The sequence below is a fragment of the Microbacterium lacus genome, assembly GCF_044794305.1.
GTDB lineage: Bacteria > Actinomycetota > Actinomycetes > Actinomycetales > Microbacteriaceae > Microbacterium > Microbacterium lacus_B.
The window spans coordinates 2,810,518-2,836,766 of sequence record NZ_CP084996.1 but is presented as its reverse complement, the minus strand read 5'-3'; the positions used below and the strand labels follow the sequence as shown (position 1 = coordinate 2,836,766).

The 26,249-nt window shown below is 67.7% G+C and carries 23 protein-coding genes; 7 read left to right on the top strand and 16 right to left on the bottom strand.

The features are described from left to right. Nucleotides 1-2 precede the first annotated feature (2 nt). Nucleotides 3-1,589, bottom strand: coding sequence for a PucR family transcriptional regulator (locus tag LG299_RS13470; protein WP_404431070.1), 1,587 nt, complete (start codon nt 1,587-1,589; stop codon nt 3-5). A gap of 169 nt (nt 1,590-1,758) precedes the next feature. On the opposite strand from LG299_RS13470, the gene LG299_RS13465 reads away from it, so the two are divergent. The 3 genes from LG299_RS13465 (at nt 1,759) to LG299_RS13455 (ending at nt 4,168) form a co-directional block, all read left to right on the top strand. After that, complete coding sequence (locus LG299_RS13465; RefSeq protein ID WP_404431068.1) at nt 1,759-3,135, top strand: aspartate aminotransferase family protein; 1,377 nt, start codon at nt 1,759-1,761, stop codon at nt 3,133-3,135. Nucleotides 3,136-3,173: 38 nt separating this feature from the next. Continuing rightward, nucleotides 3,174-3,599, top strand: coding sequence for a GIY-YIG nuclease family protein (locus LG299_RS13460; RefSeq protein WP_404431066.1), 426 nt, complete (start codon nt 3,174-3,176; stop codon nt 3,597-3,599). Between the two features lie 161 nt (nt 3,600-3,760). Continuing rightward, nucleotides 3,761-4,168 carry a transferase gene (locus tag LG299_RS13455; protein WP_404431064.1) on the top strand — a complete coding sequence of 136 codons (408 nt, stop codon included), beginning with the start codon at nt 3,761-3,763 and terminating at the stop codon, nt 4,166-4,168. A gap of 12 nt (nt 4,169-4,180) precedes the next feature. Here LG299_RS13455 and LG299_RS13450 read toward each other — a convergent pair whose 3' ends face one another. Next, on the bottom strand, nt 4,181-4,579 hold the full coding sequence (locus tag LG299_RS13450; protein ID WP_404431062.1) for a DUF1304 domain-containing protein: 399 nt from the start codon (nt 4,577-4,579) through the stop codon (nt 4,181-4,183). Between the two features lie 33 nt (nt 4,580-4,612). Here LG299_RS13450 and LG299_RS13445 point away from each other — a divergent pair, with 33 nt between their 5' ends. Next, nucleotides 4,613-5,365, top strand: a complete 753-nt coding sequence (locus LG299_RS13445; protein WP_404431060.1) for a LysR substrate-binding domain-containing protein — start codon at nt 4,613-4,615, stop codon at nt 5,363-5,365. 229 nt (nt 5,366-5,594) lie between these two features. On the opposite strand, the gene LG299_RS13440 is transcribed toward LG299_RS13445, so the two are convergent. Genes LG299_RS13440 through LG299_RS13425 form a run of 4 tightly spaced genes read right to left on the bottom strand, consistent with a single transcriptional unit; the run spans nt 5,595 to nt 10,810 of the window. Then, entirely contained in the window at nt 5,595-8,063 is a 2,469-nt protein-coding gene (locus LG299_RS13440; RefSeq protein ID WP_404431058.1) for a CHAT domain-containing protein, read from the bottom strand. Between the two features lie 16 nt (nt 8,064-8,079). Continuing rightward, complete coding sequence (locus LG299_RS13435) at nt 8,080-9,690, bottom strand: S8 family peptidase (protein WP_404431056.1); 1,611 nt, start codon at nt 9,688-9,690, stop codon at nt 8,080-8,082. Between the two features lie 45 nt (nt 9,691-9,735). Next, entirely contained in the window at nt 9,736-10,203 is a 468-nt protein-coding gene (locus tag LG299_RS13430; RefSeq protein ID WP_404431054.1) for a hypothetical protein, read from the bottom strand. Continuing rightward, nucleotides 10,193-10,810 (bottom strand): RNA polymerase sigma factor, encoded by a 618-nt coding sequence (locus LG299_RS13425; protein ID WP_404431052.1) that lies wholly within the window; start codon nt 10,808-10,810, stop codon nt 10,193-10,195. The genes LG299_RS13430 and LG299_RS13425 overlap by 11 nt, the downstream gene beginning before the upstream one ends. A gap of 133 nt (nt 10,811-10,943) precedes the next feature. Between LG299_RS13425 and LG299_RS13420 the strand changes: the two genes are divergently transcribed. After that, nucleotides 10,944-11,687 carry a GMP synthase gene (locus LG299_RS13420; protein ID WP_404431050.1) on the top strand — a complete coding sequence of 248 codons (744 nt, stop codon included), beginning with the start codon at nt 10,944-10,946 and terminating at the stop codon, nt 11,685-11,687. A gap of 9 nt (nt 11,688-11,696) precedes the next feature. Here LG299_RS13420 and LG299_RS13415 read toward each other — a convergent pair whose 3' ends face one another. The 6 genes from LG299_RS13415 to xylA form a co-directional block, all read right to left on the bottom strand. Continuing rightward, nucleotides 11,697-12,182, bottom strand: coding sequence for a glutaminase (locus LG299_RS13415; RefSeq protein ID WP_404431048.1), 486 nt, complete (start codon nt 12,180-12,182; stop codon nt 11,697-11,699). Continuing rightward, the gene (locus LG299_RS13410) at nt 12,179-13,387 is read right to left on the bottom strand and encodes a cation:proton antiporter (RefSeq protein ID WP_404431046.1); all 1,209 of its coding nucleotides are present in this window, start codon (nt 13,385-13,387) and stop codon (nt 12,179-12,181) included. Before LG299_RS13410 ends, LG299_RS13415 begins: the two co-directional genes overlap by 4 nt. A gap of 22 nt (nt 13,388-13,409) precedes the next feature. Continuing rightward, a complete protein-coding gene (locus tag LG299_RS13405; RefSeq protein WP_404431044.1) occupies nt 13,410-14,633 on the bottom strand; it encodes an alpha/beta fold hydrolase in 1,224 nt (407 codons plus the stop codon). A gap of 24 nt (nt 14,634-14,657) precedes the next feature. Then, nucleotides 14,658-15,506 carry a transposase gene (locus tag LG299_RS13400; protein WP_404431042.1) on the bottom strand — a complete coding sequence of 283 codons (849 nt, stop codon included), beginning with the start codon at nt 15,504-15,506 and terminating at the stop codon, nt 14,658-14,660. A gap of 31 nt (nt 15,507-15,537) precedes the next feature. After that, complete coding sequence (gene xylB, locus LG299_RS13395; protein ID WP_404431040.1) at nt 15,538-16,842, bottom strand: xylulokinase; 1,305 nt, start codon at nt 16,840-16,842, stop codon at nt 15,538-15,540. 99 nt (nt 16,843-16,941) lie between these two features. Then, nucleotides 16,942-18,129, bottom strand: coding sequence for a xylose isomerase (xylA, locus tag LG299_RS13390; protein ID WP_404431038.1), 1,188 nt, complete (start codon nt 18,127-18,129; stop codon nt 16,942-16,944). 118 nt (nt 18,130-18,247) lie between these two features. On the opposite strand from xylA, the gene LG299_RS13385 reads away from it, so the two are divergent. Then, nucleotides 18,248-19,255, top strand: a complete 1,008-nt coding sequence (locus LG299_RS13385; RefSeq protein WP_404431036.1) for a LacI family DNA-binding transcriptional regulator — start codon at nt 18,248-18,250, stop codon at nt 19,253-19,255. Between the two features lie 122 nt (nt 19,256-19,377). Here LG299_RS13385 and LG299_RS13380 read toward each other — a convergent pair whose 3' ends face one another. Genes LG299_RS13380 through LG299_RS13365 form a run of 4 tightly spaced genes read right to left on the bottom strand, consistent with a single transcriptional unit; the run spans nt 19,378 to nt 24,931 of the window. Next, on the bottom strand, nt 19,378-21,762 hold the full coding sequence (locus LG299_RS13380) for a beta-glucosidase (protein WP_404431034.1): 2,385 nt from the start codon (nt 21,760-21,762) through the stop codon (nt 19,378-19,380). Further along, complete coding sequence (locus LG299_RS13375; protein ID WP_404431032.1) at nt 21,759-22,658, bottom strand: carbohydrate ABC transporter permease; 900 nt, start codon at nt 22,656-22,658, stop codon at nt 21,759-21,761. The genes LG299_RS13380 and LG299_RS13375 overlap by 4 nt, the downstream gene beginning before the upstream one ends. Further along, nucleotides 22,658-23,620 (bottom strand): carbohydrate ABC transporter permease, encoded by a 963-nt coding sequence (locus LG299_RS13370; RefSeq protein WP_404431030.1) that lies wholly within the window; start codon nt 23,618-23,620, stop codon nt 22,658-22,660. Before LG299_RS13370 ends, LG299_RS13375 begins: the two co-directional genes overlap by 1 nt. 6 nt (nt 23,621-23,626) lie before the next feature. After that, nucleotides 23,627-24,931 carry an ABC transporter substrate-binding protein gene (locus LG299_RS13365; RefSeq protein WP_404431028.1) on the bottom strand — a complete coding sequence of 435 codons (1,305 nt, stop codon included), beginning with the start codon at nt 24,929-24,931 and terminating at the stop codon, nt 23,627-23,629. 102 nt (nt 24,932-25,033) lie between these two features. On the opposite strand from LG299_RS13365, the gene LG299_RS13360 reads away from it, so the two are divergent. Then, nucleotides 25,034-26,233, top strand: coding sequence for an ROK family protein (locus LG299_RS13360; RefSeq protein WP_404431026.1), 1,200 nt, complete (start codon nt 25,034-25,036; stop codon nt 26,231-26,233). The last annotated feature ends 16 nt before the right edge of the window (nt 26,234-26,249 follow it).

Sequence of the window (26,249 nt, the reverse complement as noted above, 5' to 3'; positions counted from 1 at the left end):
AGTCAGCGCCCGGCGGAACGCCGGACGAGGAGCGCGATGTGCAGTGCCGTCTGGGTCTCACCGTCGTCGAGGTCGACCTCGAGCAGCTCTTCGATGAGCGCGATGCGCTGGTAGAACACCGAGCGCGAGAGATGCGAGGCCGATGCCGCGGCCGTGCGGTTGCCTGGATGCCCGAGCATCGCCTCCAGCACATCGAGAAGGTCTCCCCCACGGGCGAGGTCGTATTCGATGAGCGGAGTCAGCATACGTTCCCCGTGCTCGAGGATGCGGTGGTCTCCGCGCAGGGCTGTGACGAGCTGGACGAGTGGGCGATCCTCGGATCGGCGCAGGTGCGGTCCCCTCCCGGCGCGGCGGCGGCGGCCCCGACCGAGGTCGACTGCTTCGTGCAGAGACCCCAGAGCATCGTCCACACCCTCGGCGGCCTGACCGATCGACACGACGAAGCGGTCGGGGTCGGACTGCGGGTCGCAGATGGCTCGGGCGAAAGCGTGGGCGGTGTCGTCGCCGAAGGCGACGTCGGCGGGGAGCGAAAGGAGGATCGCGGTCGCGGGGGCTGCCACACCGTCGGGCGCCGAGCCGGCGATGGCACGCCCGCGGAGTGAGCGGGCCGCAGCATCCGCCGTCTCTGCACTCACTGGAGCCCCCGACGCGACGATTCCGTACAGGCGCGCATTGCGCAGCGGAAGCCCGGCAGCTTCGAGTCGTGCGGCCGCGCCACCGGCCCCGGCGAACCGCCCCGCGAGGAGTCCATCGACCAGGCGACGGCGGCTGATGCGGCTCCACTCGTCGGCGTCGCCATCGGCCAAGCGTCCGACGGCCAGGGCGATCGCGGCCTGTTCGAGCACGGCGGCACGACCCGCGGGGTGCGCGGGGCCAGGCAGCAGGAGGAGATCGCCCCAGCGGATGCCTCGCGCCTCGACGGGAACGACGAGCCAGTCCTCTGGACCGGGCGCCGCACCGCGCTCGCGGCGCTGGTCGGTGCGGCGGTGCGCCGACCGCGAGCGGAGCTCCCAGTCGGTGAAGAGCTCTTCTTCGAGAGCGAGCGGCACCTCGGCGGCGATGATCTCGTGCGCGCGGTTCTCGAGAATCACGGGAGCCCCGAGCGTCTGCGCGAGCTGGTAGACGATGAAGTCGGCGGGCGAGCCTCTGAGTGCGAGCGCCGTGAAGCGCTCGCGTACCTCGTCGCGCGCACGCAGGGCGTCGGTCTGGTCAGAGATGATGCGGCTGTGGACCGCCTCGGTGAGCGCGACGAACTTCACCTCGCGGTGCAAGACCACCAACGCCAGCCCGCCGGCGCGCGCTGCCTGTTCGACCGCGGGTGGAACAGCGGGGTAGTGCGTGCCGAGCTCGAGCACGACTCCCGACAGCCCGGCAGCGATCAGGCCCTCCACGAACCTTGTCAGCTCGGCAGGCTCGACCGGCCACGACGACCCGGTCGTGAGCAGCAACTCGCCGCCGTCGAGCAGTCGAGCAACGCCGGCGCTATCGGAGACGTGTAGCCACCGCACGCGCGCATCGAGGGCGGCGTCGCCCACAAGGACTTCGGGCACACCTTGGGCCACCGCATCCAGCGCGATCACTTCACGCACGGTCGGCAGCGTCTCGTGCGCTTCACGACCATTCGGACGATTCGTACGGTTGGGTCGATCTTCACGACGGTCGGGCAGCATCGGGTCGCTTTCCGCTTTGACACACTGGGATGACGACAGCCTAGACGATGCCGGTCGATCTGTCCGGCGAGCATCAGGAGACTCCCCCATGACTGACACCCTCATCTCCGGCCCGGTCGCCGACCTCGACGCCGACGCGCAGGTTCGCGCGGACGACCGCGGTCACGTCTTCCACTCGTGGAGCGCGCAGGCCATGATCGATCCGCTTCCGGTCGCCGGCGGCGCGGGTTCGACGTTCTGGGACTATGCCGGCAAGTCGTACCTCGACTTCTCGTCACAGCTGGTGAACCTGAACCTCGGGCATCAGCATCCGGATCTCGTCGCCGCCATTCAGAAGCAGGCCGGACGCCTGTCGACCATCGCGCCGGCCATGGCCAACGACGTGCGCGGCGACCTCGCCCGTCGTATCACCGAGGTCGCGGGCGACGGCTTCGAGAAGGTCTTCTTCACCAACGGCGGCGCTGACGCCAACGAGAACGCTGTGCGCATGGCGCGGCTCGTCACCGGCCGCCGCAAAGTGCTGTCTGCGTACCGCAGCTACCACGGCAACACCACGACCGCGATCGCCCTGACCGGCGACCCGCGCCGCTGGGCGAACGAACCGGCCGACGGCTCAGTCGCGCACTTCTTCGGCCCGTACGCCTACCGTTCGGCTTTTCACTCCGACAGCGCCGAGCAAGAGTCCGAGCGCGCGCTCGCGCACCTCGAGCAGACGATCATCCTCGAGGGTGCCTCGACGATCGGGGCGATCATCATGGAGACGGTGGTCGGCACCAACGGCGTGCTTGCACCGCCGCCCGGTTACCTCGCGGGCGTGCGCGCGATCTGCGACAAGTACGGCATCGTCTGGATCGCCGACGAGGTCATGGTCGGCTTCGGCCGCATCGGCGAGTGGTTCGCCTTCCAGGCGTTCGGCGACGACCTGCCCGATCTCATCACCTTCGCCAAGGGTGTGAACTCGGGCTACGTGCCGCTCGGAGGCGTGGTCATCAGCGAGCGCATCGCCAGCCACTTCGACAAGATCAGCTTCCCGGGTGGACTCACCTACTCGGGCCACCCCCTCGCGTGCGCGGCCGGTGTCGCGACCTTCGAGGTGTTCGAGCGCGACGGAATCCTCGAGCGCGTCCGTGACCTCGGCGAGCGCGTGATCGCGCCGCGCCTGCGCGACATGGCAGAGCGTCACCCCTCGATCGGCGAGATCCGCGGCCAGGGGCTGTTCTGGGCGATCGAGCTCGTCCGCGATCGCGAGACTCGTGAGCCGCTGGTTCCGTTCAATGCGGCGGGGGCGGATGCTGCGCCCGTCGCCGCGGTCGTCGCCGCGTGCAAGAGCGAAGGCCTCTGGCCGTTCACGCACTTCAACCGCCTGCACGTGGCACCGCCGCTCGTGATCAGCGAAGAAGAACTGATCCGCGGGCTCGAGATCATCGATCGCGCTCTCGACGTCGCGGACGGCTACACGGTCTGACGCCAGCCCCTGTCGGGGGTCACTCGTAGCCTGCGAGAGTGCCTACGGCCTACCTGGAATCGCCGTGCCTCCTCTGCGGGGCGCTGATCGGCGTGCGCGACGCCGGCGGCCGGGAATGCGCGGTGTGCGGGTGGCGCGTCGGAGACACTCCGGACGATGGCCTTCCGCGACCCCGCATCGAGGTCGTCTACTACCTGCGCTTCGCGGACCGCATCAAGATCGGAACCTCGGGCACCCCGCGCAGTCGCTTGGGCGCGATCTGGCACGACGAGTTGCTCGCGTTCGAGCGCGGCGGGCGTTCGGTCGAGCAGCAACGCCACCGCGAGTTCGCGGCCGTTCGCGAGGGCGGGGAATGGTTCACCGCGGACCCCGCACTCGTCGCGCATGCGGCAGCCCTGCGCGGCGATACCGACCCGTGGCATGCCTATGCGCGATGGGTCAGCGAGGCGTATCGCGGGCTCTGAGGCCGCGCTTCGGGCGCACGGCAATCCGCCCGGCGATCGGCAACGAATTACCTGCATCCAAAAGACGTTGTTCTGCGGAAGAACCTATTGACGGGAATAGAAGTCGGACGCCACTCGTTGTTTTTTGTACTCGGCTCCGAAAAGAGCACAGGAGGGGAATCGTGGGTAAGAACTACGTCGACATCGAGAACGACCACGGCGAAACGCTGCGTTATCGCAAGCACTCGAACGGTCGCGGATTGATCGCGCACGGCGCGAAGGTTCACCCCACCGCTGTCGTCGAGGCTGGGGCCTACATTGAACCCGGTGCGAAGATCGCGGCAGGCGTTCACGTCGGTCGCGGTGTCTGGGTCGAATCCGATGCGGTCATCGGCCCCGAGGTCGAGATCGCTCCCCACGCTCACATCGGCTCGGGCGCCGCCATTGGCGGTCGCGCGAAGATCGGCGTTCGCACCCAGGTCGGTGCCGGAGCCCGCATCACGGGCGGCTCGCTCATCGGCGATGACCAGACGATCGGCGACGGCGAGACCGTCGCCACCGACCCACGAGGCCTGCACCTGGCCGCCTGACCTCATTTGCGCTTACGCGAAGAGGAACAGAACGAACCCGATCAGCGGGAGCGTGCCCTGAATCAGCGCAGGTCGCAGATACTTTGCGCCCGAGGTGAGCAGCACGAGGGATGCTGCGACCATCGACCCGAGCGAGAACAGCACGAGGGCAAGGCCCGCGGATCGAACGGCTGCATCCGACGAACCGGCGAAGAACAGCACGATGCCGATGGTCGCGCCGATCGCGAGAAACAGGTTGTAGAAGCCCTGGTTGTACGCCATCGGCTTCGTGATCTCGGCGGCGTGCTGATCGGCGACCCCGAAGCGCTTCCAGATGCGCGGCTGGGTCCACTGCACGCTTTCCATGACGAAGATGTACACGTGCAGGAGGGCAGCAAGTGCAGCGAACACGGTGGCGAGGATCGGGATCATGAGCGAACGATAGCGCGCCGATAGTCTGACCACATGGCGAAAGGCGGAGGGTCGCGGTCCCCGCGGTCGGGCAAGAGCGGAAAGGACGGGAAGGATGCCGCGTCCCGTCGCACCGCGAAGGGAGCGGCATCCGCCCACAAGAAGAAGCAGCAGCCGAAGCCCGTTCCGGTCGTCGATCCCGGTCCGCAGATGCCGGAGCACTTCACCCTCGGGGCAATCGCGGGTGCGACTCCGGGTAAATGGATCGATGCGTGGCAAGAGCGGTATCGGCGAGTGCCTCTGCTGCTGCATCCGCTCCACCGCGATGCCCAGCGCTCGGCGCTCGTCGATGGCGAGGTCGATGCCGCGCTCGTGCGCCTGCCGATCGGTCGCGAAGGCTTGCACGTGATCGCCCTGTACGAAGAACTGCCTGTGGTCGTGGCATCCGCCGACTCGCACTTGTGCGCGGCCGAAGAGCTCACTCTCGACGATCTCGGAGGTGAGGTCGTGATCACCCCTCTTGACGACGTTGTGCGGGTGAGCGTTCCCGGCGCGGTCGCTCCGCGATTCGCTGCCCCCGAGACCACCGAAGAGGCGATAGCAACGGTCGCCGCCGGCGTCGGAGTCGTCATCGTGCCGATGTCACTCGCGCGCCTGCACCACCGCAAAGACACCGAGTGGCGCGTATTGCAGGGGGTGGATGCCTCGACCGTCGCGCTCGCCTGGGTGGCCGACGCCGACAACCCGGCGGTCGCCGCGTTCGTCGGAATCGTACGGGGTCGCACGGCCAACTCGTCCCGCGACTGACCTCCTGCTCGCCCCGCCAAGAAGAAGTCCGGGGGATGTCGCGGACCTGGGTCTTCGCGACACCCCCCGGCGATGGCCCTCTACACACCCACGCATCGCGCGCCCCAGTGGGAATGAACCCGGTGTGCAGGCCCCCAGCGTCGAGGTACCCGAAACCTCACTCTGCGCGGACCATCACCTGCACAGAGCGCGCGCAATACGCCCTGATACACACCAGCCAAAGAAGTTTCTAGAACCCCGAACCGTGGGCCTGGAAAGGCGCGACGATGCCGGTGCGGTCGGATGCCTCGGCCAGCGCAACCGCGGGCGCAAGTCCCGCGGCGAGGCCCTGGTGCATTTCACCCAGCAGTTCGCACGCAACATCGTCCGCGACCACGACGGGGGCCGCGATAACGCAGCGCGTTCCGGCATGTAGCCAGATGCGGGTCATGCCGATCGCCTCTTCGCCGCCTCGCGCGGTAGAGCGGCCGACCTCGCAGGCCGACATGACGACAATGTCAGGGACGTTCGGGATGAGATCAATGTCATAGCCGAAGAGGGTTCCGTCAGTAAGTTCGACGCCTGAGAACAGCGGGTGATCGTGGGAGTGACGACCGTGGGCCGCGAGGTGGAGAACATCAGATCGCTCCGACAAGCCGGTGAGCGCCGATACCGTCGCGGCGCCACCCAGCAGAATCTCGGCGCTCGGCCAGGCGGCACTCGCGCGCAGAACCTCCTCGTTTCCACGCGTGACGCGCGGCCCCACGGCGAAGCCGACCCGTCGCGGTCTGGTCGAGATCCGCCGATCGCACCACTGGGACGCCGAGGTGGCCACGGTGAAGATCCGGCCGCGCAGCGCCGGCAGCATCGCCCACGGAAGACCACCGAGGATGCCCGGGATCGTCAGGACGACTCGCCGATCCCCGATCATCGGCAGGAGAGGCTCGATGAGAGCGGCAGACAGGGCGGCGAGCCGCCCCTGCAGGGCTCGGGTGACCGCGGGCGCCATCGGCCCCGTTCGGATGGCTGCGGACATATCCAGATCTGCCCGCAACCCGGCCAATGACTCCGCGACGGCTGGCCATCGGGCGACCGTTGTGATCCGCGCTTCGCCGCCTGCCACCGTCAGCGCGAACATGTCCGATCGGTCGAACACAAACGTGACGTACGCCGTGTCATCGGCGAGGGTCGCGTGCAGCTCAGCGAGCCCGATCCGGCGGCTCGCTCCGACGGCTGCGACGGCGGACCATTGGCGCGCACGAACCGAATCGCTCAGTTCCGCGGCCCGAGGGGCAGACAGCCAGTCGCCCGACCCGTACTCCGCGCGCAGCATCCGCAACTCGGCAAGGTCCGAGGCGAGGTCGGCATCCGGTGGTGGACGGAGGGGAATGGTCTGCACGCTCAAGTGGCGGGCACGCTCGGACCAATCGAAGAGAACCTCCGGACGCGAGGACCTCACGGCGGCACCCAGCCCGGCGAAGATCAATCCTGCACCGTGCTGAACGAGCGAACTAGCAAGGTCAAGGCTTCCGAACGATGCCTGCCATTGCGCAAGCGCCTCGAGTCCCTCGCTCGCGTGATGTCGTGCCCGTGCGTGATCGCCGAGTGCGGCGGCTCGCGTGGCGCGTACTTCGTGGGCGAGCAGACGCACCTGGATCGGAGCATCCTTCGCGATTCGGACGACTGAGCGCTGCGACAGCGCATCAGCATGCCGAGCTCCGTGCAGGAGCCACGTGAAGCGCAATGACGAGGCGTCCGCCCGAAGGCGCCGACGCTCCAGCTCGGCCGCGAGATCGTTGATCGCCTCGCGGGACGGCGCAGGCCGCGACTTGCCGTCCGCCTGAGCCGCCGCGACCATGAGTTGCGCCCGCATCCGCACCGCATCGGCCCGCAGCGCCCACCAGTCGCTCCTCACCCGCCGAAAAGTGCGTGCGCTGCGGGAGGCCGCCTGCACCGCCTTCTCAGGGAGATGGGTCAGCAACGAACGTGCCAGATGGAACTCGGCCTCCCCTTTGGCCTGGCTCATCCGGTGAGCGCCGAAGACTTGCGTAACTCGCTCGAGGCTGCGCTCCGCGTCCGTTGCCATGCCCGCATCGCGGAGGACCTCAGCACGGTCGAGCTCGCAGATTGCGGCGTTCACGGCCGACGCCGACGCGAGTGTCAGGTAGGCCTCACCCATTTGTCCGAGTGCGCTCACGAGGTCACCCGCCAGAAGCGATGCGTAGCCCGCGTTGTGCACCGTCATCGCCCGTTCGATCTCGTTGCCGGTCGCCGCGTAGTCCGGCACGGCGCGATCGAGGTCTGCTCGTCCCTCGGCGAGCCGTCCTGCCTGCATATGTGCGACGCTGCGATTGAGGTACATCGGCGCGCGGTGTTCCACGTCGTCGCCGATCCCCGCGATCGCCCGATCTAGCCACGCGATCGAATCATCGAGATCGCCGCGCTCCAGCGCGAGCAGCCCGAGCTGCCCATGGAGCACGGCGGCGGTGTGTCGGGAAACTCCCGGAAGCTCCAACGCCTCACGACAGATCCGTTCTGCGGATGCCACGTCGCCCTGCCGGATGATCGCAGCCGCGGTCGACCCGGCAATGAGCGCTCGGAGGTCAGTGTCCTCTGTGCGTGCCGCTGCGAGCGAGAGTACCCGGCGCGCAGCAGCGGTCTGGCCGGCGTTCAGATGCGCGCGACCGCGACGGTAGAGCTCCGCAGCGGAGAGGGTCACCCGTACAGCATGATGCCTACGCGTCCGTTGATCCATCCTCCGACGCCAGGCTTTTGATGATCTCAGCGACGGCGGTCGTCAGGAGTGCCGTGGCTGGGCCGGCGATCTTCGTTTTTCTGCCCTCGGCGATCGACGCCGCGACCCGACCTGCGACCAGTGGAGCCGAGAACGAGGTTCCGCTCCACACGGCGAACCCCGAAGCGAAGTCATCGATGTCGAGCGTCTCGCGGCGACGCGCATACTCGTCTCGGCGAAGGTCTGACTGCATCCCGCCCTGGAATACCGGCACAGTCGAGACGACCGAAACCCCCCGCGCGTAGGTAGATACCCACGGCCCGACGTTCGAGAAGAGTGCGACTGATCGGCGAGAGGGATTCAGCGCACCAACTGACACATGAGGTGCGAGATCCTTCTCTTCGGCCGCTGTGATGCCGAAGTCATTGTGCGGCCAGGCATACAGCGCCGCAGGGGATGACGGACGATCGGTGGCATCGTTGCCCGCTGAGCAGATCACCACGCAGTCTTTCGCCCGTGCCCGGGCGAGCAGTTTGTACAGTTCGCCCTCCACCTTCTGCCGTTGCGGCGACTCGTGGTAGAAGCCGAGGGACAGGTTGAGGATGTCGATGCGCTCTCCGGACTCGATAAGGTCGACGATTCGCCCGAGCGCCCCCAAAAGATCGTTCTCCATAATGACGCCGTTTCCATCGGAGACGCGGACCGGAAGGATTCGTGCCTCCGGGCACGCCTGCCTGATCAGTCCGGCGATGAACGTCCCGTGCCCAGCCGCATCGTCGATCACTCCATCGAGCGGGTCACCCAACGACGGGTTGCGTTCGGGATCCGAGTCAGGATCGACCACGCCGAGAGGGTCGCCCCAGGTCTTCACCGGATCCACGACGTTGTCACCGCGTAGCCACGGGTGGTCGCCGAGCCCGGTGTCCAGAACAGCGACGATCGGCCGATCCGCGAGGGGGAGCTTCGCGTCAGGCAGGTCGGGCCCCGCGTACGAGATTGGCTGACGACCGCCAAAGCCCGGGTGGGCGTAGCTCTCGAGACCTCCGGCGTACCCCTTGAACGGGTATCCCTTGAAGGGGTATCCCTTGAAGGGATACCCCTTGAACGGGTTCGCGCCCATGCTGTCGAGCGTCAGCACGTGATTGAGTGACACGCCCTTGATCCCAGCTCTTCGCGCTTCGCGCAGCAGCAGCCACGCGTCGGGCCGCTGCACGGGAACGTCCGGCGCAACGTTCGGCGCGATCGAGATCCGCGCGCGGACTGTGTCGCTCACACCTTTCCGTCGGCCCGGCACGGGCGAGGCCTCAGCGTCCTCGCCGGGCTCCGGCTGCCGAACGGGATCCTCGAGCGGTTCCGGCGTCACGATCCAGCCGAACTTCTTCGCGAGGCCTGAGAGGTCGGGCGTCGACAACGACGGAGATTCATGGCCGAAGGCTGGCAACACGAGGAGGACGTCCGGCTCATACGCGGTCGTATACACATCGGAGCCATCCAATGGAGCGATCGCCGTGTCGAGAAACGCTGCTCGCGACCGCGATGCTTTCTCGCGCTCGCGCCACGAGCGTCTTGGGCCGGGTGCGGGCGTGGGGTTTTCGTTCTCTTCAGGAGTCATCGCTCGTCCTCTCGCGGGGATCGCGTCGTCGGGTCACGGCGACGCTCACAGTTCGAATTGCGGGGTCTGGAAGTCTCGGAGCTCTCCGGCCTCGTCGCGCAGGACGAACCGCAGAAGTGCCAATCCGGGGGTCACGCTGTCGAACGCGAAACGGCCGTGGTCCCCGGCGTCGGCCGTCCAAGTGCGATCGCCCTGGGTGAGCCGGATCGCGAGGGCGGAAGCATCCACCCACCCGTCGACACGACGGCCACCGTCCTCGGTTGCCGTCACGTGCAAAAGCACGTTGGTGGTGCCATCGCTGAACTGCAGCGTGGCGGTGTCGGTCTCGCCGCGGACGGGGGCGAGCGAGCCCTCGACCAGCGTGAGCAGCGCGTACTCGCGCGAGAGGTCTTCAACGGCGACCGCGGCGACCATGCGGTCGACGAGGTCGGCGGGCATCGGGTCGACCTTCTCCCACATCCCACGCATTCGTGCGAAGAGCGCAGCATCTGCCGCGAAGTCTTCAGTGTTCATTTCGGTCCCCTTCCCATCCGTCACCCTGAAGCAGAGTGCGGAGCTTGCCGAGGCACCGCTGGCGGGTCGGTCCGATCGATCCGATGGGCATCGCCAGATCTTGGGCGATGCGTGCATAGTCGGGTCGCTCATCGAACGCGACGACGCGCAACAGGCGCTGGCATCGGTCGTCGAGCCGGCTGACGTACTGCCAGAGGCGACGGGATTCGTCGTCAGTGGCGGCGGTCTGCTCAGCAGATTCGCGGACAGGAAGGTGCGACTCGAGAGTCTCGGTCTCGGTCGCATCGGCGCGGCGGTGGGCCTTACCCACACGCCAGGCTTCACGTCGAGCGCACATCGTGAGCCATCCCGAGACCGCTTTGGGCTCGAGAATCGACTCGTGACGGCGCACGAGGGTCAACCACGTCGTCTGCACGACGTCTTCGGCCAGCGCCGCATCGAGCCCGTAGGCCCGCACGACGTGCCACAGCGTCGGCGACATCAGGCGGACGAGTTCGTCCATCGCCCGAGATTCGCCTTCGCGCCAGCGCATAAACAGCTCCGCGGCGCGCTCCCATCGCGTCGGCTCCACAGAGTCGACGGATGCCTCAGCGCCCACATGCGTCATAGCGCCCATTCTGTCCACACCTACACAGAGAGCGATAGGTCTCTGCTGATACATCCGTGCCAGCACTGATCCGACATCTCCCCGCGTGACATCACTCTCGCCGCTACGGCCAGGGTCGACTTAGACTCGCGCCATGACTTCTGCGCCGTTGCTCTATGTCTGTGTGCGCCCTCAGCAGGGTGCTGCAGCGGCGGAGTACGAGTCGTTTCGAGCGGCAACCAAGCTCGACCCCGCGGGGCTCGCGTCGCACGATCTGGTGCGCGATGCCCTCCCCGAGGATGCCTTCGAGCGGTACAGCGGCTTTCTCATCGGAGGAAGCCCGTTCAACATCACCGACCCCGAGTCGAGCAAGACCGACGCACAGCGCCGACTGGAAGCAGACCTCGAGCGCATCGCCGCGGCCGCTGCCGAACAGGCGACGGCGGCGATGTTCACGTGCTTCGGCATCGGCGCGGTGACCCGACTGCTCGGCGGTGAGGTCAGCCGCGGGTACCCCGAAGATGCCGGTCCGGTCGCCGTTGCGCTGACAACCGACGGCGAGGCCGACCCCGTGCTCGGTGGACTCGCCCACAGGTTCACCGCGCTGAGCGCCCACAAAGAGGGATCAGCTGTGCCCCCGCCGGGTGCGGTACTGCTGGCCACGAACGAGAACTGCCCCGTGCAGGCCTATCGCGTCGGCGATCGGTTGTACGCGACGCAGTTCCATCCCGAACCGACCACACGCGCCTTCACGGAGCGCATGGCGGTCTACCGCGATGACGGATACTTTCCCGCGAGCGACTACGACGAGATCGCCGGGCGCGTGCTCGCGGCATCCGTCACCGAACCGGTGCGGATGCTGCGCGCCTTCGCGCGCCGATTCGCCGTTGCCGCTTAGGCCCAGGGTTCAAGCCCCCGCGGGCGGGTCGATCAGCAGCGCGACACGCTCGTCGAGGTACCGCTCCAGGGGCATGAAGCCTCCGGCCGCACTCCAGCGAACGCTCGGGGTTCCGTCGATGAGCGCCAGGGGTCCGGATGCCGCGCCCCGGTCGACGGCGCTGGGCTGCAGCATCCGCCACCCGATGTGAACCGCAGCGCCCTCGGCGAACCCACCGCGCGACGCCGCTGCGGCGAGCTCCGACCTGCGCCGCTGCGACTCGGCTGTGAAGCCCCTCGGTGCCTCGCGGCGGGCACGGATGATCTCGCCGGTGGCAAGCACATCGTCGTCGGTGAGGAGCAGGGCTCCCAGATGCCAGGCACCGCCGCGCGGCTGAACGCGCGGGGCGCGCGGGATGCCGAGCACGCGCCGCGGTTCGATGAGTTCGCCCAGCAGTTCGCGCGGAGCGTCGCGGAGGCGCTCGCGGGCTGTTGCGATGAGAGATACCGTCGTCACACGCGATCGCCGTCGTCGATGGTGCTCTCTTCTACCAGGTCGGCTCGATGCCCGCGCAGGGTCATGCCGATCAAGGGCAGGAGCAGAACACTGAGCATTCCCGCCCCCACCAGCACGGCCGCCTGGGCGGTCGTCAGAAGCTCTTCGTCGACGCCGATGGCGGTGACCGCCACGATGATCGGCAGCCCCGTCGCGCCGAGAAGGCCGACCGCGATGCGCTCACGCGCAGATGCGTCGTGCGGCGCCGCGAGCATCGACGGAATGCCGCGCACGATGAGCAGCACGATCACGGCGCCCGGCACGAGAAGCAGCATCGTCGGTGTCGCGAGCAGAGCGGCGAGGTCGAAGGTGATACCGGTGTAGATGAAGAAGATCGGCACCAAGAACCCGAAGGCCACACCTTCTATCTTGCTTTCGACGGCCTGGCGATCTGCCTCGTCCGCGTCGCGCATCATCAACCGCCACACGATGCCGGCGGTGAAGGCACCGAGCAGCATGTCGAGATCGAACAGGATGCTGAGGGCCACGAGTCCGCTCAGGATCAGGAACACGACCCGGATCGCGAACTGGCCCGACGTGTGCAGCGTCGAGTTCACGAAACGGTGCATCGCGCCTTGGGGAAGCCGGAACGCCAGCCAAATCGCGAGTCCGGCGATGACGAGGAACCCCGCGAGGACGAGGGTTGATACTCCGGGGTCGCGGCCGCCGAGGAAGATCGAGATAGCGATCAGCGGCCCGAATTCGCCGATCGCTCCGATCGCGGCAACGGCGCGCCCGAACGGGGTGCGCAACTCGCCCGCATCGCGCAGCATCGGGAGCAGGGTGCCGAGAGCCGTGGAGCACAGGGCGATGCCGATGATGACCCCGGCCTCACCGGGTGCGATGAGCCATCCCAGCGCGATACCCGCGGCGATGCTGATCAACCAGCCCAGCACCGCTCTGCGGCCGGTTCTTCCACGGAACGCCGCGAACTCGATCTCTGACCCCGCAACGAAGAAGAGCGTGGCCAGGCCGAACTGAGCGAGAGTGTCGACGAACTCCGACGGTTCAGCCCACCCGAGCAGGCTCGGCCCGATCAGAATCCCCAGCATCAGCTCGAAAACGACGATCGGCACCCGCGCCCACCGACCGGCACCGCGCGCGAGCAGCGGCGCGATCACCGCCGCGAGCGGAATCAGGAACAGTGTCGGTTCGAGATCATCCACGCGTTCAGAGTAGCGAGCGCTGTCACCGCGCGCCCACCTCGGTCAGCCACCGGTCGAGCGCAGGAAGGGTGAAGTAGGCGATGGTGCCGTGGGTCGCGAACGGCACCTCGTGATAGGTCACGCTCATGCCGAGAGATGCCTCGTGCTCGGCGAAATCCTCTGTGTCAGCGGGCACGACCAGGGTGTCGTCGAGTCCCTGGGCGATGAAGAGTGGCGCGTCGAAGGCGACGGACCCGGCCGAGTTCTCTTCGAGCAGCGTCGCCCACGGCTCGGTCGTCGTCGGATCGCTCAGCATGAAGTTGCCGACCACCGGCCCCGCGATCTTGTGCAGCTCGGGGATGTTGCTGAGCAGGCACAGCTCGTTCATCTCGGGCAGGATCTCGATCGCTGCGGGGCTGAGGATGCTCTCGATCGGCTCGTCGTAGATCTCGGCGAACGCGGCGAAGGCGTACGACCCGATTGTGACGCCCGACAGGTCATCGAGGTGCGCGCTCATGAGATCAGACAGGTTGGCCGCGGGCGCGGCGACAGCGACAGCCTCGATGCTCAACTCGGGGGCGTAGTCCGGGGCACGTTCGGCGGCGAACAGCACGGCCTGCCCGCCCTGGGAGTGACCCCAGAGGACGACACGGTCGCTGACATCGGGTCCGAGAACCGCCTGCGCGGCACGGGCGGCATCCAGCACATTGTTGCCTTCAGTTGCACCGATCAAATACGAATCCGGCCCGTCGGTACCCATGCCGATGTAGTCGGTGGCCACCACGGCGTAGCCGCGGTCGAGCAGCAGGCGCAGACCCTCGATGCCGAGGTACGGATCGAACCCGTACGACGGCGCGCAGTCCGGCGACGAGCCGGTGGTCGGGTGCCCCCACGACACGATGGTGCGCCCGCCGGGCGGCGGGGGGCCGAGCGGGGTGACGAGCACTCCCGTCGCGACGACGGGGTCGCCGTTCAGGTCGGTCGAGCGGTACATGATGCGCCAGCCGCGCGCATTGAACGGTGCGCCGAGCAGAGCGTCCGCCTTGATAATCGAGCCGGGGTCGCCGGCCGCCAGGCCTGCCGGCTGTTCGTAAAACGCGGGCACACTCGGCCGTTCGAGAGCATTACCGACGGTCCGGAGGATCTCAGCTGCGACCACTCCACCCAACACAGCGAGCAGCACCGCGAAGAACGCCGATGCGAAGCGAACGCCGGGGAGCCGCCCCGCGAAGGCGCCGCGCAGCGGCGGTCGGGGCGTCCGTGGCATAGGGGCAGAGTACCGCTCGCGCGCTCAGTCTCTACTGTCGAGCGTCTTGCGTGCCGTGGCGGCGGTTTGGCTCGCGGCGCGGGCGACGGATGCTGCGTCTTTCTGTTCCGCGTCGAGCCGTGCGAGATCGGCCTCGATACTGGCCTGGTCGGCCTCGAGTTTCGCGAGATCGCGGCGCAGGTCGTCGATCCGCTCGCGAACGTGGTCGGCGCGTTCCTGCGCCTTGGCTCGGAGCGCCTCGACCTTGGTGAGCTCGCGCTGCGCTTCGTTCTCGGCACGCTCTGCCTCGCGCACGGCCTTTTCGGCCGCCTTGCGGGCGCGTCGCTCGGCCAGGTCGTCGCGGGCGACGGGCGCAGCGGCTCCGGGTAGCGATCCACCCACGGCGTCCGCCAGGTCGTCGGGGTCGATGGCGCCCGCTTCGAGGGCCGAGATCAGACGCCCGGTGAGCACCGCGGCGGCGGCCGCAGCATCCATCACCGCCGCATTGATCGTCTTCTCGACGTCTTGCCGCGCCGCATCGCTGACCGCGACGCCCGCCTCGGTGGCGAGAGTGACGGCTTGGCCTGCGAGAGCGGCGACCAGCTGGCGGCGTTGACGCCCGAGACGCGAGAGCTCGGCGGCGTCGAGGTCGTCCTGCGCATCGCGCAGCGCGGTCGAGAGTTCGACGGCTTCGGCGAGCGCTCCTTCACGGGTGAGGAGATTCACGGCGTACGCGGCGACCGTGGGTTTGCGGAGCGCCTTGAGCTGACCGGCTATCGGGTTGCGCGCGAGGCCCGCGCGGGCGTTGCGAGCCGCGGTGAACTCCGCCGGAGGCAAGACGTAGAGCTCGGCCGCGATCGCGTCGAGGTCGGTCTCGGTTGCGGCGGGCGGCATGGGCCCATTCTGCCCGTTTGGTGTGATCTCGTCAGGCGTCGAGGACGGATGCTGCCTGACGAGCAGCGCCGAGCGCAACGTACTCTCCCGGTTCGGGCACCTCGACCGGCACACCGAATACCAGCGGCGCGATGCGCCGGACGGCTTCGGACTGCGCGCCGCCGCCGATCAGCAGGGCGCGCTCGAGGGGTACACCGAGGTCTCGCACTGCCTGAAGGCCGGCCGCGAGGCCGGAGAGCATTCCCTCGACCGCGGCCCGGGCGAGGTTCTCGCGCGTGGTCGAGGCCAGCGTCATGCCCGTGAGCGACGCTGTCGCGTCGGGCAGGTTCGGGGTGCGCTCGCCCTCGAAGTACGGGACCAACGAAAGCCCGCCCGCACCGGGCGAAGCAGCGAGAGCGAGGCGGCTGAGCTCGGCGTGATCGACGCCGAGCAGACGGCCGATCGCGTCGAGCACCCGCGCGGCGTTGAGGGTGGCGACGAGGGGGAGGAACCTTCCGGTGCAGTCAGCGAAGCCCGCGACCGTGCCGGTGGGGTCGATCGTGCGCTTGTCGCTCACAGCGAAAACCGTTCCGCTCGTGCCGATCGAGACGATGACATCGCCCGACGCCGCCTCGAGCCCGAGAGCAGCCCCGGCATTGTCGCCGGCGCCACCGCCGACACGGCGTCCGTCCTGGTCGAGCACGAACTCAGTCGGGCCCGACACTCTGGGCAACACGGCATCGTGACCGAGCGCAGCAACCAGCAGGTCGCGGTCATACCCCCCGGTGGCGGGGTTCCAGTAGCCGGTGCCCGAGGCATCCGACCGATCAGTGATCAGCTCATCGAAGTTCGGGCCCAGCGCCGAGTCATCTGCGGGGCCGTAACCGCGCATCCTCCAGGTCAGCCAGTCGTGCGGCAGCGCTACGGCGGCGACTCGTGCCGCGTTCTCGGGTTCGTGATCGCGCAACCACCGCAACTTCGTGATCGTGAACGAGGCCACGGGAACCAGGCCGGTGCGCTGCGCCAGTTGCTCGGCACCGAACTCAGAGATGAGGTCGGTGGCAGCATCCGCCGATCGTGTGTCGTTCCACAGCAGCGCGTCGCGAATGACGTGCCCCTCGGCGTCGAGCACGACCATGCCGTGCTGCTGGCCACCGACCGCCCACGCGGCGACGTCGTCAAGCCCTCCGGCATCGACGATCGCCGAGCGCACGGCAGAGAGCCACGCCCCGGGGTGCACCTCGGTGCCCTTCGGATGCGACGCGCGCCCCTCCCGAACCACCTCACCGGTGCCGGTGTCGACAACGATGACCTTGCATGACTGTGTCGACGAGTCGACCCCCATCACGAGCGGCATTGCTCTCCCTTGTTCACCCGGGGTCGAGTGTCCAAGACACACGGAGAGACCTGGACGGTCCTCCGTGTGTCTTGGACACTCAATCGGACGGTGGTTCGGTCAGCGCGCGCCGAGCAGGTGCTCGGTCGCGAGTTGCTGCAGACGCACGAAGCCGAAGCCCTTGCCCCCCAGGTACGCGTCGGCGTCGAAGTCCTCAAACGCCGACGTGTCAGCGAGGAAGTCGTCGTACGACTCGCCCTCGTTCAGCGTCGGCACCGAGAGCTCGTCGACCTTCGCCGCCGCGAGAGCCTCTTGCACTTCGGGGTCGGCGCGGAAGGCCGCGGCGCGCTCCTTGAGCAGCAGGTAGGTGTTCATGTTGGCGGATGCCGAGTCCCAGACACCCTTCTCGTCCTCGGTGCGGCTCGGCTTGTAGTCGAAGTGACGGGGGCCGTCGTAGGCCGGGACCCCGCCGGGGCCGCCGTTCTCGAGCAGGTCGACGAGGGCGAACGCGTTGTGCAGGTCACCGTGACCGAACACGAGGTCCTGGTCGTATTTGATGCCGCGCTGGCCGTTGAGGTCGATGTGGAAGAGCTTGCCGTGGTACAGCGCCTGGGCGATGCCGGCAGAGAAGTTCAGCCCCGCCATCTGCTCGTGGCCGACCTCGGGGTTCACGCCCACGAGCTCGGGGCGCTCGAGCGAGTCGATGAACGCGATCGCATGGCCGAGCGTCGGCAGCAGGATGTCACCACGGGGCTCGTTCGGCTTGGGCTCGATCGCGAAGCGGATGTCGTAGCCCTTGTCAGTGACGTAATCACCGAGCAGGTTGACGGCCTCGCGGTAGCGCTCGAGAGCCTGACGGATGTCTTTCGCGGCGTCGTACTCGGCACCCTCGCGGCCACCCCACATGACGAACGTCTTGGCGCCGAGCTCGGCACCGAGGTCGAGCTGACGGAACACCTTGCGCAGCGCGAAGCGGCGTACGTCACGGTCGTTCGAGGTGAACCCGCCGTCCTTGAAGACCGGGGCACTGAAGAGGTTGGTCGTGACCATCGGGATGATCATCCCGGTGTCGGCCAGAGCTCCCTTGAGGCGGTCGATCTGGGTCTGGCGCTCGGCGTCGGTCGAACCGAAGGCGAACAGGTCGTCATCGTGGAAGGTGAGGCCATAGGCGCCGAGTTCGGTGAGCTTCTCGACGACGTGGACGACGTCGAGCGGCTTGCGAGTCGGTCCGCCGAACGGGTCGGTGCCGTTGTAGCCGACAGTCCAGAGTCCGAACGAGAACTTGTCGGCAGTGGTGGGGGTGGGCATGACGCTCCTGAGTTCTTCGATGAACAATTGTTGTGAACAACAACCTATACCATAATGGATCGTGCGTCCAGCCGGATGCGCACCCGTTTCCGATAGTTTCGAAGGCTACGATCAACGCATGACCGACACCACGCGAGTGACCCTCGCCGAGATCGCCGCCGAGGCCGGCGTCTCACTCGCGACGATGTCGAAGGTGCTGAATGGGCGGACGGATGTCTCGGCCAGCACTCGCGCTCGCCTCGAAGAGCACCTGTCGCGACACGGCTACACCCGACGTAACGCGAGTCAGCGAACCGAGTTCGTCGAACTCGTTTTCCACGAGCTCGAGGCGAGCTGGTCGATGGAGGTCGTCGGCGGCGTCGAAGAAGTCGCGCACGCCGCAGGCCTGTCGGTCGTGCTCACCGTCAGCGGCGATCGACACTCACCCTCGCCTGACTGGATCGACGGAGTCCTTCGGCGTCGACCTGTCGGCGTCATCCTCGTCTTCTCCGACATCGCCGCGCCCTTCCGCGAGAAACTCCGTTCGCGCGGCATCCCCTTCGTCATCGTCGACCCGGCTGGCGACCCCTCGCCCGATGTTCCTTCGGTGGGCTCGGCGAACTGGTCGGGCGGGCTCGCGGCCACCCGCCACCTCATCGAACTCGGCCACCGCCGCATCGCGGCGATTTCGGGCCCCGAAGACATGATGTGCTCGCTCGCCCGAGTCGACGGCTATCGCTCGGCAATGAACGCCGCTGGGCTGCCGATCGATCCGGCGTGGATTCGTTTCGGTGATTTTCACCCGGATGGCGGGCAAGCCCATGGCCGCGAACTGCTCGCGTTGCCCGACCGGCCGACGGCGATCTTCGCCGGGAGCGATCTGCAGGCTCTCGGGGTGATCGCGGCTGGCTCGGCGGCGGGGCTCCGCGTTCCCGACGATCTCTCGGTCGTGGGGTATGACGACATCGCTCTCTCGCGCTGGATGAGCCCCCAGCTGACGACGGTGCATCAGCCGCTCAGGCGCATGGGCGAAGAGGCGACCAGACTCGCTCTCCGCCTCGCCGACGGCGCCAGCGTCGAGACGCTGCGTATGGATCTCGCGACCCACTTGGTGGTTCGTGGCAGCACCGCGCGCTACACCGGCTAGATCCGCACCCGACGGAGCCGGCGGCGCGGCTGGGTCGACCTCGGTTGACGTTTCGAAACTCCTGGGCAGGTGTGCGCTTTATGCGGGCGGGGGGGACAGTTGAAAGTGCCGCGTGCGGCGGGTCAGCCCAGGTGATCGACCGCGACCTCAGCGTGGAGCGCACGCGTGCGGTCGACCTCGCGGGTTGCACCTGTGAGGCGCACGCGGCACTCTTGCACGATGTCAGCGCTCGAGCGACCGAAGCCGAGCACGATGTCGCCGGGCTCCACGATCCGGCGACCATCGACACCGGTGAAGCTCGTGAGATCGGTGGGGACGGTGAAGCTCACGCGGGCTGACTGACCGCGCTCGAGCGTGACACGGGCGTAGCCGATCAGGCGCTGGACCGGACGCACAACCGACGCCACCGGGTCGTGCAGGTAGAGCTGCACCACCTCGACGGTGTTCGCCGCGCCGGCGTGATCGCCCGCGTTGCGGATGTGGATCGACACCGTGACCGAGCCATCGACCGGCATCTCGAAAGCCGAGGCCGAAGCATCCGACCACACCGCCTGGCCATAGCCCAGACCGTGGCCGAAGGCGAACGCCGGCGTGGGGTCGATGTTCGACACCTCGTTGCGCTGCGCCAGCCGCGAGGCGAGGTAAGTCGAGGGCTGCGCACCGGGGTCGCGGGGGATGCTCACCGGTAGTCGCCCGCTCGGATTCACCCGGCCGCTGAGCACGCCGGCGATCGCGCCGGTGCCCTCTTCGCCCGCAAAGAACGTCTGCACGATCGCGGCCGCAGACCCGGGTGCCGACCCGAGCGCGTAGGGGCGACCGGCGAGCAGCGTCACCACGGTGGGCACGCCGGTGGCGAGCATCTCGTCCAGCAGCGCTTGCTGCGCACCCGGGAGCGTGAGGTCACCTGCATCGCAGCCTTCGCCGCTGGTCCCCCGGCCAAAGAGTCCCGCGCGGTCACCGAGGGCGACGATCACGACGTCGGCACCGGATGCTGCGGCCCGCGCAGCCTCGAATCCCTCGGTTTCGCCACCGTCGATGCTGGTGCCTTCGACAGAGACGATCTCGGCATCCGGGAACTCCGCCGCAAGGGCGTCGCGCAGCGTCGGCAACTCGATGCCGATCGCCACTTCCGGATGCCGCACGCCGACGTGCGACGGGAACGAGTAACACCCCAACACGGCGTACGGATCAACGGCGGTGGGTCCCACGAGGGCGACGCGGGTGGGGCGCGCCAACGGCAGTGTGCCGTCATTGCTCACGAGGATGATGGCCTCCTCGGCGAGACGTCGCGCCAGGGCGCGATTCTCGGCGGGATCGAGGTCGACTGTGCCCCGCACCTCCTGAGACTCGTGCGCATGTCCGACCAGCGCCGGAGGCACGGGCGACCAGGCCGAGTCGAGAAGTCCCAGCTCGGCTTTCTGGCGCAGGACACGCCGGAGGGCCCGATCCACCAAGGCCTCGTCGACGTCTCCCGTCTCGACCGCGGAGACCAGGTCGGGGCCGAAGGTCTTCACAGTGGGCAGTTCGACGTCGATGCCCGCCGTGAGCGCATCGCGCGCCGCATCCGTCCATCCTTCGCTGTACCCGTGCAGTTCTTTGAGGAAGGCGATCGAGAAGTAGTCGGCAACGACCGTGCCCTCGAAGCCCCATTCGTCGCGGAGCAGGCCGGTGAGCAGACGCTCGTCCGCCGCGGTGGGAATTCCGTCGATGTCGGTGTAGGAGTTCATCACCGAGCGCACTCCGCTCTCACGCAGCGCCATCTCGAACGGCGGAAGCAGGACGTCGGCGAGTTCGCGAGCGCCCACCGAAACCGGTGCGAGGTTTCGCCCGGTCTTGGATGCGGAGTACCCGACGAAGTGCTTCAGAGTCGCGACCACTCCCGCGGACTCGACCCCCTGAATGTAGGCGGTCGCGACAGTGCCGACAAGATACGGGTCTTCACCGATCGTCTCTTCGACGCGTCCCCAACGGGCGTCACGCACGACGTCGAGCACCGGGGCGAGTCCTTGATGTACGCCGAGGGAGCGCATGTCTCCACCAATGCGCGCACCCATCTCACGAACCAGATCAGGGTCGAAACTCGCTCCCCAACTGAGCGGCACGGGGTAGGCGGTCGCGCCCCACGTGGCGAATCCCGCGAGGCACTCCTCGTGGGCGAGCGCGGGGATCCCGAAGCGGTTGCTCGCCACGATCCTCTGCTGGGCGCGCATCAGCGACAGTGCACCCAGCGCAGGGTCGACCGGCGCTGTGCCGAACGGGCGCGTGAGCTGACCGAGACCTGCGGGAAGGAGAACGTCGAGGTCGATCTCGTCGTTCATGTCGTGCTGGTGCGGCGCGACGTCTTCGCCGTCGGCGGACGCTCCGACCCACACTCCGTAGAGCTGAGCGACTTTCTCGGCCACGGTCATCTGCGCCACAAGCGCGTCGACACGTTCGTCGACGGGAAGCGCGGTGTCGTGCCAGGGCTCGGTGCGGGCTTTCTGCGGTGATTCCTGAGAGAGTGTCATCCCTTCACCGCCCCGGTGAGGCCACCGACGATCCGCTTCTCGGCGAAGAGGAAGAACGCGATCGCCGGGAGCATCGACAGCGAGGTGTACGCGAGTACTGCACCGGTGTCGGAGGAGTACTGCGTCGAGAACTGCTGCACGCCCAGCGGAAGTGTCCACAGCTCTTGCGGCATTCCTCCCGCCGCCATCACGAGCAGGGGGAGGAGGTAGGAATTCCAGCTGCCGATGAAGGCGAGCACCCCGACGGTGACGAGCCCCGGCATCGACAGTGGAAGAAGGATGCGCCAGAAGAAGCCGATGCGGCCGGCGCCATCGATCATCGCAGCCTCTTCGAGTTCGGCGGGGATGGCCTTGAGGAACGGGACCAGGATGATGATCGTGGTCGGGAGCGCGAACGCCACCTGCGGGATGATCACGCCCAGGAACGTGCCGGTGAGTCCGAGTTCACGCAGCAGGATGCTCAGCGGAAGCACGGCCACGGTGATCGGGAACATCAGACCCGCAGCGAACAGCGAGTACAGCACCGTGCGACCACGGAAGTCATACCGCGCGATCACGAATGCGGCCATGATGCCGAACGCCACGGCGCCGAGAGTCGTGCCGATGCCGACGACGGAGGACGAGAACACCGAACCCCAGAAGCGGTCTGAGCCCAGCACGCGGATGTAACTGTCGAGTGTCCACGGGTCGGGCCAGCCCGCGGGGTTCTGGTTGATGTCGGCGGTCGTTCTGAACCCGCCGATCCAGACGTAGAGAACGGGCGAGATCGACACGGCGACGGCGAGCGCGGCGACGAGGTAGACCCAGGGCTGACCCCAGTCGAACTTCTTCTTCGGGTCCTTCGGCCCAGGCGCCTCTCGACGCGACTGGGCGGCGGGTGCGGTGATGGTCGCCATCAGCGTCCCCTTCCCGTGACGGCACCGGCAAGATCGCGGCGCATGGCGAAGCGCTGATAGAGCAACGCGATCACCAGCGAAATGAGGAACAGGATGACGGCGACCGCGCTGCCGAAGCCGGGCTGACCGACGCCGTACTGGATCATGTAGACCGCCATCGTGTTGGTGGCCCCGACGGGGCCGCCCTTGGTGGTCACCCAGACCATGTCGAACAGCTGCAGTGAGCCGATGATCGACAGGAACGCCCAGATGCGGATCGTGGGGCCGAGCAGCGGGATGGTGATGTGCCACTGGATCTGCCACCAGCTCGCTCCGTCGATCGCGGCCGCTTCGCTCAGTTCTTCGGGCACGCCCTGGAGACCGGCGAGCATGAGCAGGATCGCGAAGCCGAGATACTTCCAGGTCAGGATGCCGAACATCACCGCGAGCGCGATGTCAGGGTTCGCCAGCCACGGTTGGGCGAGGTCACCGAGTCCCACGGCCTCGAGCAGAGCGTTCACGCCGCCGCGGGGAGAGAGCAGGAGCTTCCACGACAGACCGGCGATGACTTCGGCGAGCACGTAGGGCACGAAGATCGCGGCCCGGATGAACGTGCGGCCGCGCAGGCGCCGGTTCAGCAGAAGGGCGATCGCGATCGCGAGGGGGCCCTGTATGAGCAGCGACGCGATGATGATCGTGAAGTTGTTGCCGATGGCCTTCAGAAAGACCGGGTCGGTGAGGGCTCGGACGTAGTTGTCGAGCCCGATCAATCGCTCGAGGGGGGTCAGCCCGTTCCAGTTGAAGAAGCTGAACACTGCTGCCAGTGCCACCGGCAGCAGCACGAGCGAGAGGAAGAGAACGAGCGCAGGGCCGGCGAAGAGGCCGATCTCGAGCCACTTGCGCCCGGTGCCGTTGGCACGCTTTTTCGAGGGGGCGGCAGGGCCCGCGGTGACCGCGGGCCCTGCCTCAGTGATGCTGGTCATCTGGTGTTACAGCGCGCCGGCTGTGTCCTCCAGCGTGGTGACGACGTCTTCGGGGGTACCGGTCCCGCCGAAGATGTTGACGATGGCCTGGTTCATCGGCGTACCGAATGTCGGGCCGAGGGCGCTGTCCAGCCACAACTGCACGTAAGAGGACTCGCCGAGCGTCTGCGCGATGACCTGCAGGTTGGGATCGCTCAGTCCGTCGGCTGCAGCGGCGTTGGTCGGGATGCCGGCACCGCTCTCTGCGAAGCGGCGCTGGACGTCGGCACTGGCGATGTACTCCACCAGGGCGACGGCCTCGTCGGGGGCATCCGCGTATACGCCGAAGGCGTCGCCGCCACCCATCGTGATCGTCGGGTCTCCGGCGGCACCGGGCACGCTCGGGAACGGGAACCAGCCGAGGAACTCGGGGACCGTCAGGTCGGCCGTGAGGCCCCCGATGACACCGGAGTTCCAGTGGCCCATGAGCTCCATCGCCGCGTTGCCGTTGGCTACGAGACCAGCCGAGCTGTCGGCACCGGTCTGACCGGGCGTCGCGAGGAAGCCCTCGTTGAACGGCTCGGTTCCGACGAAGTCCTCCAGCAGCGTGCCCGCCTCGGTCCAGCACGGGTCGGTGAAGTCCAGCGCCGGGATGGCCGTCTGCAGCGTGTCGGTCGAGCACGCGGCGAGTGCGAAGTTGTACCACCAGTGCGCGGCCGGCCACAGGTCACCGGCGCCGACGGCGATCGGTGCGACGTCGATCGCCTTCAGCTTGGCGACGGCGTCTTCGAGCTCAGGCAGCGTCTCGGGGGTTCCCTCGATGCCCGCCTGCTCGAAGAGGTCCTTGTTGTACCAGACGCCCTCGACACCGAACGAGAACGGCAGGGCGTACACAGCGCCGTCGACTTCCCACGGAGTGACGGTGGCGCCGAGCTCGGCGATCGCAGCGGACGCGTCTTCGGTCAGATCCTTCAGGTGGCCGGCTTCGGCCTGCGCACGCACCTCGCCACCGGGCCAGACCTGGAACACGTCGGGCGCATCGCCGGACTGGAGGGCGTTGGGGATCAGGGTGCGCTGGAGGTCTTCATTCTGGTAGCCGGTGACTTCGACGGTGACGCCCGGGTTGGCTTCCTCGAACTCTGCGGCGACTTCTTCCCACAGGCCGAGAAGCGGCTCCGCGGTCGCGTTGTGCCACCAGGTGATGGTGACGCCGTCTTCGCCCGAACCTTCACCGCCGTCGGTGCTCGCGCTCGTGCACCCGGCGAGGGTGCCGATCGTGAGACCGACCGCGGCGACTCCCGCGGCGAGCCGCCTGGTGCTGCGTGTGTTCATCATTGAACCTTCCGAAAGTTTCGACACAATTGTCGAAAGTGATGTGGGTTGTGCCCAGGATATGTTGCGATGCATTCGTGGTCAAGGCCAACAAATACGCACATGGTCACGATTCGATCTCATACAGTGGGACGCGTGAGTGAACCGACAGGCGAGGGAGTCCGCCAGCGCAACCTTTCCCGCGTCTTCCGTCTGGTGCACGTGTACGGCCCGCTCTCGCGCGCGGCCCTCACCGAGTCGACGGGGCTCAACCGATCAACCGTTGCCGACCTCGTCAGTCACCTCGTCGGTGCCGGTGTAGTGCAAGAACACGCGCCCGACCCATCACGTCGCGTCGGTCGTCCTTCGCCCGTCGTCGCCGTTGATCCGGGCGTTCTTGTGATCGCGGTGAACCCGGAGGTCGACGCCCTGACGATCGCCGCGGTGAGGCTGGATCGAACCATCCCTCTGCGTGAACGCATCGAACTCGACCGACTGATCAGTCCCGAGGAGACGGCTGCGCGCATCGCCGACCGTGTCTCGACGTGGAAGTCGGAGGCTCTCGCCGGCGCTCGGGTAGTCGGTGTCGGACTCGCCGTGCCGGGGCTCGTCCGCGCGACCGATGGACTCGTGCGCAACGCTCCTCACCTGCACTGGACCGATTCACCCCTGCGAGACCTGGTCACGGCGGCGACGGGCATCCCCACCACCGTCGCCAACGACGCCACCCTCGGCGCTCTCGCCGAGCACCTGTTCGGCGCTGCCCGCGGAGTCGACAACGTGGTGTACCTCAACGGCGGCGCGAGCGGTATCGGCGGGGGCTTGATCATCGGGGGGATGCCGGTACCGGGCGCGGGCGGATACGCGGGTGAGTTCGGTCAGAACCGGCCGGGGATCGCCTCCCCCGCCGACCGCCGGGCAGGGCAGGGTGTACTCGAGGACGAAGTGAGCAGAGCACGTCTGCTTGCTGCCGTCGGGCTCGTGTCGGCCGATGAGCCCACTCTGGAGACGGCGCTGCACTCGAACACGTCGATCACCGTTGTCGAGGAGCTTGCCCGGCAACGACGGATCCTTGCGACCGCCCTGGCGAACGCCGTCAATGTGCTGAACCCGTCCGTCATCGTGCTGGGCGGCTTTCTCGCCACCATTGCGAGCCACGACCTGGATGACCTGCTCGAAGCGGTGCGGGCGCAGGCCATGCCCGCCAGCATGGAGGGTCTCAGCATCCGCACCGCAGTCCTCGCCGAGGACCGCCTCTTGATCGGTGCCGCCGAGATGGCGTTCGGAGAGCTTCTGCGCGACCCCGGTTCGCTCGGCACTTGACTGGCAGGGGCTCTCG

Excerpts from the sequence above, each read along its gene's own strand:
- LG299_RS13465 (WP_404431068.1), top strand. The coding sequence starts at position 1,759 with ATGACTGACACCCTCATCTCCGGCCCGGTCGCCGACCTCGACGCCGAC.
- LG299_RS13450 (WP_404431062.1), bottom strand. The coding sequence starts at position 4,579 with ATGATCCCGATCCTCGCCACCGTGTTCGCTGCACTTGCTGCCCTCCTG.
- LG299_RS13445 (WP_404431060.1), top strand. The coding sequence starts at position 4,613 with ATGGCGAAAGGCGGAGGGTCGCGGTCCCCGCGGTCGGGCAAGAGCGGA.
- LG299_RS13435 (WP_404431056.1), bottom strand. The coding sequence starts at position 9,690 with ATGACTCCTGAAGAGAACGAAAACCCCACGCCCGCACCCGGCCCAAGA.
- LG299_RS13430 (WP_404431054.1), bottom strand. The coding sequence starts at position 10,203 with ATGAACACTGAAGACTTCGCGGCAGATGCTGCGCTCTTCGCACGAATG.
- LG299_RS13425 (WP_404431052.1), bottom strand. The coding sequence starts at position 10,810 with ATGACGCATGTGGGCGCTGAGGCATCCGTCGACTCTGTGGAGCCGACG.
- LG299_RS13420 (WP_404431050.1), top strand. The coding sequence starts at position 10,944 with ATGACTTCTGCGCCGTTGCTCTATGTCTGTGTGCGCCCTCAGCAGGGT.
- LG299_RS13405 (WP_404431044.1), bottom strand. The coding sequence starts at position 14,633 with ATGCCACGGACGCCCCGACCGCCGCTGCGCGGCGCCTTCGCGGGGCGG.
- LG299_RS13400 (WP_404431042.1), bottom strand. The coding sequence starts at position 15,506 with ATGCCGCCCGCCGCAACCGAGACCGACCTCGACGCGATCGCGGCCGAG.
- xylB (WP_404431040.1), bottom strand. The coding sequence starts at position 16,842 with ATGCCGCTCGTGATGGGGGTCGACTCGTCGACACAGTCATGCAAGGTC.
- xylA (WP_404431038.1), bottom strand. The coding sequence starts at position 18,129 with ATGCCCACCCCCACCACTGCCGACAAGTTCTCGTTCGGACTCTGGACT.
- LG299_RS13385 (WP_404431036.1), top strand. The coding sequence starts at position 18,248 with ATGACCGACACCACGCGAGTGACCCTCGCCGAGATCGCCGCCGAGGCC.
- LG299_RS13380 (WP_404431034.1), bottom strand. The coding sequence starts at position 21,762 with ATGACACTCTCTCAGGAATCACCGCAGAAAGCCCGCACCGAGCCCTGG.
- LG299_RS13375 (WP_404431032.1), bottom strand. The coding sequence starts at position 22,658 with ATGGCGACCATCACCGCACCCGCCGCCCAGTCGCGTCGAGAGGCGCCT.
- LG299_RS13370 (WP_404431030.1), bottom strand. The coding sequence starts at position 23,620 with ATGACCAGCATCACTGAGGCAGGGCCCGCGGTCACCGCGGGCCCTGCC.
- LG299_RS13365 (WP_404431028.1), bottom strand. The coding sequence starts at position 24,931 with ATGAACACACGCAGCACCAGGCGGCTCGCCGCGGGAGTCGCCGCGGTC.
- LG299_RS13360 (WP_404431026.1), top strand. The coding sequence starts at position 25,034 with ATGGTCACGATTCGATCTCATACAGTGGGACGCGTGAGTGAACCGACA.